Origin of the sequence: Thermomonas sp. (assembly GCF_047606765.1) — a bacterium.
In the GTDB taxonomy this organism is placed as follows: Bacteria; Pseudomonadota; Gammaproteobacteria; order Xanthomonadales; family Xanthomonadaceae; genus Thermomonas.
Map to the genome: position 1 here is coordinate 1 of NZ_JASGED010000075.1, position 9,337 is coordinate 9,337.

A 9,337-nucleotide genomic window follows, 5' to 3' on the forward strand; every position below is an offset into this window, starting at 1 on the left:
GCGGGTCTTGTCGCCATCGCGCAGTTCAACGGCTTCCTTGGTGCCGGTCGATGCGCCCGAAGGCACGGCGGCGCGGCCGAAGCTGCCATCGGCAAGCGTCACTTCCGCTTCAAGCGTGGGGTTGCCTCGGCTGTCGAGGATTTCGCGGGCGTGGATTTGGCTGATCGTGGTCATCGAGGCGTTGTCTTCGTCGGTTGTCGGGGGAAAGGGAAAGTGGGTCAGGCCACGGCTTCGTTGAGCAGCTTGCCACCGGCCTTGCGCGCACGCGCGGCACGGATGAAGCCGACGAACAGCGGATGGCCGCTGCGCGGCGTGGACAGGAACTCGGGATGCGCCTGGCAGGCGATGAACCACGGATGGTTCGGCAGTTCCACCATTTCCACCAGCAGGTCATCCATCGACTTGGCGGAAATCACCAGGCCAGCTTCTTCAAGCTGGGTGCGGTAGCGGTTGTTGAACTCGTAGCGATGGCGATGGCGTTCACCCACCACGTCCTTGCCGTACAGCTCGCGGGCGCGGGTACCGGGCTTGAGGCGCTGCTCCTGCAGACCAAGGCGCATGGTGCCGCCAAGGTCGGAATCTTCGCTTCGGCGCTCGATGTCGCCGGACTGCGTGCGCCATTCGGTAATCAGGCCGATCACCGGATGCACGGCGTTCTTGTCGTTCTCGGTGCTGTTGGCGCCTGCAAGGCCGGCAAGGTGGCGGGCCACATCGACCACCGCCGCCTGCATGCCGTAGCAGATGCCGAAATACGGAACGCCGGTTTCACGCGCGTGCCTGGCGGTCAGCACCTTGCCTTCAAAACCGCGATCACCGAAGCCGCCCGGCACCAGGATGCCGTCGATCCCGGCCAGCACCTTGTCGGCACCGTCGCGCTCCACGTCTTCGGATTCCAGCCACTTCAGGTTGACGCGGGTGCGCTGGCGGATGCCGCCATGCTTCAGCGCTTCACCCACCGACTTGTACGCATCCTTGTGGTCAACGTACTTGCCGACCACGGCAATCGTGACTTCGTCGATGGGATGCTCGGAGGCATCGACCACCGCGTCCCATTCGGACAGGTCGGCAGCGCCGGCCTTGCCTTGCAGATGCAGTTGATCCACCGCCAGCTGATCCAGCCCCTGCTCGTGCAGCCAGCGCGGGATTTTGTGGATGTTGTCCTGATCGACGACCGAGATGACCGCCTTTTCCTGCACGTTGGTGAACAGTGCGATCTTGCGGCGTTCGCCTTCCGGCAGCGGCTGCTCGCTGCGGCACAGCAGCACGTCCGGCTGGATGCCGATGCTGCGCAGCTCCTTCACCGAATGCTGGGTGGGCTTGGTCTTGAGCTCGCCGGCGGCGGCGATGTACGGCACCAGCGTCAGGTGCATGAACATCGCCTTGTCCGCGCCGCGCTCGGTGCGCAACTGGCGGATGGCTTCGAGGAAGGGCAGTGATTCGATATCGCCCACGGTGCCGCCGATTTCCACCAGCGCCACGTCGAATCCGGCGGTGGCGGCATCGATGCAGCGCTTGATTTCATCAGTGACGTGCGGGATCACCTGCACGGTGCCGCCGAGGTAGTCACCACGGCGCTCCTTGCGGATCACCGCCTCGTAGATCTTGCCGGTGGTGATCGAGTTCAGGCCGGACAGGCGGGTGTTGACGAAGCGCTCGTAGTGGCCAAGGTCGAGGTCGGTTTCCGCGCCGTCATCGGTGACATAGACCTCGCCGTGCTGGAACGGGCTCATCGTGCCCGGATCGACGTTGAGGTAAGGGTCCAGCTTCATCATCGTGACCTTGAGGCCACGGGCTTCGAGGATGGCGGCAAGCGAGGCGGCGGCGATGCCCTTGCCAAGCGAGGACACCACGCCCCCGGTCACGAAGATGAGGGGCGTATGGGATGCGGGGGATGTCATGGCGGCTGCGCGGCGCTGGAAAGCCGCATTCTAATGGCTGGCGCGGCGCGCTGCACGCATTGGTTGCGGAAGCCATTGATCCGCAACGGGAAAGCCGGAAACAGGGGCTTCAAACGGCTTGACCCCGCCCCGCCCCGCCGCCATCCTGCCGCGTCCCCATGCAGTGTGTGCCATGAATACCCGCTACAACGCAGCCGATATCGAAGTCCTCTCCGGCCTTGACCCGGTCAAGCGCCGCCCCGGCATGTACACCGACACCACGCGCCCGAACCACCTGGCGCAGGAAGTCATCGACAACGCCGTCGATGAGGCGCTGGCCGGCCACGCCAAAAGCATCGAAGTGACGCTGCATGCCGACGGCAGTTGCGAAGTGGCCGACGACGGTCGCGGCATGCCGGTGGATATCCACCCGGAAGAAAAGATTCCCGGCGTCGAACTGATCCTGACCCGGCTGCATGCGGGCGGCAAGTTCAGCAACAAGAACTACACCTTCAGCGGTGGCCTGCACGGCGTCGGCGTCAGCGTGGTCAATGCGCTGTCCACGCTGGTGGAAATCCACATCAAGCGCGAAGGCAGCGAACACCGCATCACCTTCCGCAATGGCGACCGCGCCAGCCCGCTGGAAGTCGTGGGCAGCGTCGGCAAGAAGAACACCGGCACACGCCTGCGTTTCTGGCCGGATGCCAAATACTTCGACACGCCGAAGTTCAACTTGCGCGCACTCAAGCACCTGCTGCGCGCCAAGGCCGTGCTCTGCCCCGGCCTCACCGTCAGCCTGTTCGACGAAGCCAGCGGCGAGCGTTTGCAATGGTGCTTCGAGGACGGCCTGCGCGACTACCTGAAAGGCGAACTCACCGACCGAGAACTGCTGCCGCCGGAGTTGTTTGTTGGCGCATTGAAGAAAGACACCGAAACCGTCGATTGGGCGGTGGCATGGGTGCCCGATGGCGAACTGGTGCAGGAAAGCTACGTCAACCTGATTCCCACTGCCCAGCACGGCACCCACGTGAACGGCCTGCGCACCGGCTTCACCGATGCGCTGCGCGAGTTCTGCGATTTCCGCAACCTGCTGCCGCGCGGCGTCAAGCTTGCGCCGGAAGACGTGTGGGATCGCGTTGCTTTCGTGCTGTCGCTGAAGATGACCGACCCGCAGTTCAGCGGGCAAACGAAAGAGCGCCTCAGTTCACGGCAGGCGGCTGGCTTCGTGGAAGGCGCCGCGCATGACGCTTTCAGTCTGTGGTTGAACCAGCATGTTGAACTGGGCGAGAAGATCGCGCAGATCGCCATCGAACGCGCATCGGCACGGCTCAAGACCGAGAAGCAGATCGTCCGCAAGAAGGTCACGCAAGGCCCCGCCCTGCCCGGCAAGCTTGCCGATTGCATTTCGCAGGATTTGTCGCGCACCGAACTCTTTTTGGTCGAAGGCGATTCGGCAGGCGGCAGCGCCAGACAGGCCCGCGACAAGGATTTCCAGGCGATCCTGCCGCTGCGCGGAAAGATTTTGAACACGTGGGAAGTCGCTTCAGGACAGGTGCTGGCTTCGCAGGAAGTGCATGACCTTGCGGTTGCCATTGGTTGTGATCCGGGCAAGGACGACATCGACGGCCTGCGCTACGGCAAGATCGTGATCCTGGCCGACGCCGACAGCGACGGCCTGCATATCGCCACCTTGCTGTCCGCGCTGTTCCTGCGCCACTTCCCCGCACTGGTGCGCGCCGGCCACGTGTTCGTGGCGATGCCGCCGTTGTTCCGTGTCGATGTGGGCAAGCAGGTGTTCTACGCGCTGGACGAAGAAGAAAAGCGCCTGCTGCTGGAGAAGATCCAGCGCGAAAAACTCAAGGGCCAAGTCAACGTCACCCGCTTCAAGGGCCTGGGCGAAATGAACCCGCAGCAGCTACGCGAATCCACCATGCACGTCGATACCCGCAGGCTGGTGCAACTCACCGTCGATGATACGGATGCCACCCGTGCATTGATGGACATGCTGCTGGCCAAGAAGCGCGCCAGCGACCGCAAGGCATGGCTGGAGCAAAAGGGCGACCTGGCGACGCTGGAGGTGTGACCCGCGCGTTGCATGGCGCAAGCGCCATGCACGCAACCTACGCAAACCGCGCCGGGTCGAATGGAACCGGATCAACCTCCGGCTTTTGCCCCATCATCATGTCAGCGAGCATCTGGCCGGTGCCGGCGCTCATGCCCACGCCCATCATGCCGTGGCCCACGGCCATCCACAGGCGCTGCTGGCCGGGTGCGCGGCCAATCAGCGGGATGTCGTCGCGGCTCATCGGACGCCAGCCGAACCAGCGTTCGCACAGTTCCGGGCCAACCGGTACATGCAGGAACTGGCGCGCACCGCGTTCCAGCGCGGCAAGGCGGCGTTCGTTGAGGCTGCTGTCGAAGCCGGAAAACTCCATGGTGCTGCCCAAGCGGAAGCCACTGCCCCATGCGGTCACGCAGACCGATGGCTCGTGCAGGATCATCGGGCGCTTGGGCGCAAGGTCGGGCGCGGTATAGGTCATCGAGTAGCCCTTGCCGGGCTGGATCGCCCTGCGCAGCCAGCGCTGGCCGATGGCATCGCCCAGCAGTGGCGACCATGCGCCGGTAGCGACCACCACGTCACGCGCGCGGATGCGGCCACGCGCCGTGTGTGCGGTCACGCCGTCGGCATCGGGTTGCAGTGATTGCAGGACCACGTTTTCCTCGATGCGCCCGCCGCGTTCGCGCACGATCCGCGCCAGTTCCGCCACGTATTTGTCGGGACGCAGGCGTGCATCGCCACTGAAGCGGATCGCGCCGGCCACGCCGGGTTTCAGCGCGGGTTCCAGCGCTTCGTAAGTGGGGCCATCGACGATTTCAACGTCGATGCCAAGGTCGCGCAGCAGCGGCACTTCGAACTGCCCGCTTTCGAACTTGCGCGGATCACGGAAGACGTAGTCCTCGCCGCTTTCGGCGAATTCGCATTGCAGGCCGAAGCGCTCCACCCAGTGCTGGATGCGCTGGCGCGAATCGGACAGCAACGTGTACTTGGCGCGGGCGCTGGCTTCCCAGTCGCGTTCGTTGCAGCGCAGGGCGAAGCCCAGCATCCAGCGCAGCATGTCCAGGTCCAGCGTGGGCTTGATGTACAGCGGCGCATCGGGCGTGAACATCCAGCGCATCGCCTTGGCGATGGTGCCCGGCGCGGCCAAGGGCGTTGCATGGCTGGGCGTCAGCGTGCCGCAGTTGCCGTGTGACGCACCACCGCCGATGCGGCCGGCGTCGATCACCGTGACTTCGCGCCCATGTCCGAGCAGCGCCAGTGCGGTGGCAAGGCCGGAGACACCGGCACCGATCACGAGACAGTCAAGGGGCTCTTCGATGCTGGCTGCGCTCACGACGGGCGGTGTCCGCTGGAAAGATGGCCCATTATCGCGGTGTCAGCGGCAACGGGACAGCCCGGCAATGGAATGCCACCATGCCGGGGCATGAAACGCAAACGGCCCGCGTGTGCGGGCCGTTCGTGAGGCAATCAATCCATGCGTAGCATGGATCAATGTGCGTGACCACCGTCGCCGTGGACATGGCCGTGCGCCAGCTCTTCCGCGCTGGCTTCGCGCACTTCGACGATTTCGATGTCGAAATCCAGATCCTTGCCAGCCATCGGGTGGTTGAGGTCAACATCCACCACGCTCATGCCCACCTTCTCCACGGTGACCGCGCGCGGGCCGAAGTTGGTGTTCAGCACGACCTGCATGCCCGGCTCCAGCTTCTGCGCGCCGAAATGCTTCTTGGGGATGCGCTGGGTCATGCCCTCGCGGCGCTCGCCGTAGGCTTCGGTGGCCGGCACGGTGGTCTTGAAGCTGTCGCCGGCTTCGCGCCCGTCCATGGCCTTCTCCAGGCCGGGGATGATGTTGCCATGGCCGAACAGGATGGCCAGCGGCTGGCCGGCGTCCTTCGAGTTCTCCACCGATTCCTTGCCGGCTTCGGCAACGGCGTAATGGAAACGGACGACGCGGTCTTTCTCGATCTTCATGCGGATTCTCTCGGTGCGGCGCTTGCCGGCGATATGGGGTTGCGGCAACACTCGCTGCCATGGAACCAGCCGACTGCATCCAGCGACCGGGCGCGCATTATCGGCGCATCGCGGTGTTCGCGCTATCCGCGCTGCTGCTGGCGGGCTGCGGTGGGCAGCAGGTGCGCAAGCCGTCGCCAGGCAAACCGGCCCCCGCCCGCGACTGGCCGGAGGTGAAACCCGTCGATCCGGCCAAGGCCAATGCGGTGCTGATGCGGGCGATCAGCCTGGTCGGCACGCCCTACCGTTATGGCGGCAACACGCCGGAGGGCGGCTTCGACTGCAGCGGGCTGGTGGGCTATGTGTTCGGCGACATGCTGGACATGCGCCTGCCCCGCACCACCCGCGAACTGGCTGCGATGCAGGGGCCGAAGATCGCGCCACAGCGGTTGGCGGGCGGTGATCTGGTGTTCTTTGGCGATGGCGGCAAGGTCAGCCACGTGGGTATCTACGTGGGCGAGGGCCGTTTCGTGCATGCGCCCAGCACCGGTGGCACGGTGCGGCTGGACCGGCTGGACGGCCATTGGTGGCGCGACCACTACAGCGGCGCGCGACGGCTGCTGCCGTGAATATTCGCAAAAATGAATGGGGATTCGTGGCGGTTTTGTGACATGCCGACGCATTCATTCAGCGTCACATAACGTTTTTTGAACCCTTTGGCCCGGCGCAGACGGCATAGTCACCGTTGGTTCCAGAACGTGATGACCGCGTGACGCCAGCAATCCAGCCCCACGGCCATTCCGCCACCCGCGCCAAGCGCGGTATCCAGCTTCTTTCCACTCTCATCCTTGCCGCCGCCACTGTTCCGGCGCTGGCAGTGAATCCGGTCGTGGCTCCGACCAGCAGCGCCGCCGTGCCGGCGCTCGACACAGCTGCCATCCCGCAGCCTGCCACCACTGTTCCCGAGTCGCCACTCGCCGCCATCGCTACGCCAGACACCGCGCCGCTTGCGGAGCAGTTGCGTGCGCTCAGGAAAGCGCAGGAAGCACAGCAGGCAACCAACAAGCCTTCGGGCATCCGTTCGGTACTGCAGAACGCCTTCACCCTGCTGGGCACACCCTATCGCTGGGGCGGCACCAGCCCGGACAAGGGCTTTGATTGCAGCGGGCTGGTGGGCTACGTGTTCCGCACCATCGGCATCGACCTGCCGCGCGTGTCCCGCGCAATGGCCAGCGAAGGCATGGAAGTGGACAGCCGCGAGGCGCTGGCCGAAGGCGATCTGGTGTTCTTCGGTCGCCGTGGCCGCATCGACCACGTTGGCATCTACATCGGCGAGGGCAAGTTCCTGCATGCGCCGCGCACCGGGCGCGATGTCACCGTGTCCAGCCTGACCACCGGTTACTGGGCGCAGCGCTACATGCAAGCCCGCCGGATCGCCGCAGGCGGCTGAGTCCACTTCAGTACCCGATGAAACGCCGCCTTCTGGGCGGCGTTTTCGTTTCCGGCGATGGGCCGGCACAGCGGCCTGCGCCCTTACACCGCCGCCGGCAGCAGTTTTTCCGGCTCGGCCAGCACGGCCAGGGTCAGTTCGCCATCGACGGCGTCCAGCGTCACCCTGCCGCCGCCCACCAGCTTGCCGAACAGCAGTTCGTCGGCCAGCGGGCGCTTGATCCTGTCCTGGATCAGCCGCGCCATCGGGCGTGCGCCCATCAGCGGATCGAAGCCGTGCTGGCCCAGCCATTCGCGTGCGGCAGGCGTGGCGCTGAGCGCGACCTGCTTCTCGTGCAACTGCATTTCCAGTTCGATCAGGAACTTGTCCACCACCCGCAGGATGTGGTCGAGCCCCAGCGGCTGGAACTGCACGATGGCATCAAGCCGGTTGCGGAACTCCGGGGTGAAGCCACGGCGGATGGTTTCCATCGCGTCGGTGCTGTGGTCCTGTTTGGTGAAGCCGATGCTGCGCCGTGCCGCCTGCGCAGCGCCGGCATTGGTGGTCATCACCAGCACCACGTTGCGGAAGTTGGCTTCGCGCCCGTTGGTATCGGTCAGCACGCCGCGATCCATGACCTGCAACAGGATGTTGAAGATGTCCGGGTGCGCCTTTTCGATTTCGTCCAGCAGCAGCACGCAGTGCGGCGTCTTGACGATCTTCTCGGTCAGCAGGCCACCCTGGTCGAAGCCGACATAGCCCGGCGGCGCGCCGATCAGGCGGCTGATCGAATGCGGCTCCATGTATTCGCTCATGTCGAAGCGCACCAGTTCGATGCCAAGCTGCATCGCCAGCTGCTTGGTCACTTCGGTCTTGCCGACGCCGGTGGGGCCGGCGAACAGGAAGTTGCCGATCGGCTTGTCGGGATTGCCAAGGCCGGAGCGCGCCAACTTGATCGCCGAGGTCAGGCTGGTGATCGCTTCGTCCTGCCCGAAGATCACCATCTTCAGGTTGCGCTCCAGATGCTGCAGCACGTCCTTGTCGGAGGCGCTGACCTGCTTGGCCGGGATGCGTGCCATGCGCGCGACGATGGTTTCGATCTCTTCCACGTCGATCAGGCTCTTGCGCACGCCCTCCGGCAGCAGGCGCTGGCGTGCGCCGGCCTCGTCGATCACGTCGATGGCCTTGTCCGGCAGCAGGCGGTCGCCGATGTGCTTCACCGACAGGTCAACCGCAGCCTTGATTGCTTCATCGGCATAGCTGACGCCGTGATGCGCTTCGTACTTGGGCTTCAGGCCCTGCAGGATTTCCACCGCCTCGCCCACCGTGGGCTCGACGATGTCGATCTTCTGGAAACGCCGCGCCAGTGCGCGATCCTTCTCGAAGATGCCCCGGTATTCCTGGAAGGTGGTGGAGCCGATGCAACGCAGTTCGCCGTTTGCCAGCACCGGCTTGATGAGGTTGCTGGCATCCATGGTGCCACCACTGGTGGAACCGGCACCGATGATGGTGTGGATTTCGTCGATGAACAGGATCGCGCCCGGCACCTTCTTGATCGAGGCCAGCACGCCCTTCAGGCGCTTCTCGAAGTCACCGCGATACTTGGTGCCGGCCACCAGCGCGCCAAGGTCGAGCGAATAGATCACGGCATCGGCCAGCACCTGGGGCACATTGCCATCAACGATGCGCTTGGCCAGCCCTTCGGCCAATGCGGTCTTGCCGACGCCAGCTTCACCCACGTACAGCGGGTTGTTCTTGCGGCGGCGGCACAGCACCTGGATCGTGCGTTCCACCTCTTCGGAACGGCCCACCAGCGGGTCGATCTTGCCGGCAAGCGCCAGATCGTTGAGGTTGGCGGCAAACGCGGTCAACGGATCGCCCTTGGCTTCGCCCTCGCCGGCTTCGGCCTTGCTCTCGCCGTCCAGCGCTTGCAGCAGCGGATCGTCGCCGTGGCGCGCAATGCCATGCGCGATGTAATTCACCACGTCCAGCCGGTGTACGTCCTGCTTGTTGAGGAAATAC

The 9,337-nt window shown here is 64.8% G+C and carries 7 protein-coding genes and 1 pseudogene; 3 read left to right on the forward strand and 5 right to left on the reverse strand.

Annotated features, from left to right (window positions below):
- Positions 1–174 (reverse strand): annotated as a pseudogene (eno, locus tag QM612_RS07320) (phosphopyruvate hydratase); the annotation flags it as partial.
- A gap of 44 nt (positions 175–218) precedes the next feature.
- Positions 219–1,898: a CTP synthase gene (locus QM612_RS07325; protein ID WP_415253241.1), complete on the reverse strand. Its 1,680-nt coding sequence runs from the start codon at positions 1,896–1,898 to the stop codon at positions 219–221.
- Positions 1,899–2,070: 172 nt separating this feature from the next.
- On the opposite strand from QM612_RS07325, the gene parE reads away from it, so the two are divergent.
- A complete protein-coding gene (parE, locus tag QM612_RS07330) occupies positions 2,071–3,960 on the forward strand; it encodes a DNA topoisomerase IV subunit B (RefSeq protein ID WP_415253242.1) in 1,890 nt (629 codons plus the stop codon).
- Positions 3,961–3,997: 37 nt separating this feature from the next.
- On the opposite strand, the gene QM612_RS07335 is transcribed toward parE, so the two are convergent.
- Together QM612_RS07335 and QM612_RS07340 are read right to left on the reverse strand one after the other, a co-directional pair.
- Positions 3,998–5,269, reverse strand: a complete 1,272-nt coding sequence (locus QM612_RS07335) for an NAD(P)/FAD-dependent oxidoreductase (RefSeq protein WP_415253243.1) — start codon at positions 5,267–5,269, stop codon at positions 3,998–4,000.
- Positions 5,270–5,424: 155 nt separating this feature from the next.
- A complete protein-coding gene (locus tag QM612_RS07340; protein ID WP_415253244.1) occupies positions 5,425–5,907 on the reverse strand; it encodes an FKBP-type peptidyl-prolyl cis-trans isomerase in 483 nt (160 codons plus the stop codon).
- 59 nt (positions 5,908–5,966) lie between these two features.
- Between QM612_RS07340 and QM612_RS07345 the strand changes: the two genes are divergently transcribed.
- Both QM612_RS07345 and QM612_RS07350 read left to right on the forward strand, forming a co-directional pair.
- On the forward strand, positions 5,967–6,515 hold the full coding sequence (locus QM612_RS07345) for a C40 family peptidase (RefSeq protein WP_415253245.1): 549 nt from the start codon (positions 5,967–5,969) through the stop codon (positions 6,513–6,515).
- Positions 6,516–6,655: 140 nt separating this feature from the next.
- A complete protein-coding gene (locus QM612_RS07350; RefSeq protein ID WP_415253246.1) occupies positions 6,656–7,336 on the forward strand; it encodes a C40 family peptidase in 681 nt (226 codons plus the stop codon).
- A gap of 83 nt (positions 7,337–7,419) precedes the next feature.
- Here the strand turns inward: QM612_RS07350 and QM612_RS07355 are convergent.
- Positions 7,420–9,337: AAA family ATPase (locus QM612_RS07355; RefSeq protein WP_415253247.1), on the reverse strand; the 1,918-nt coding region annotated here is incomplete at its 5' end.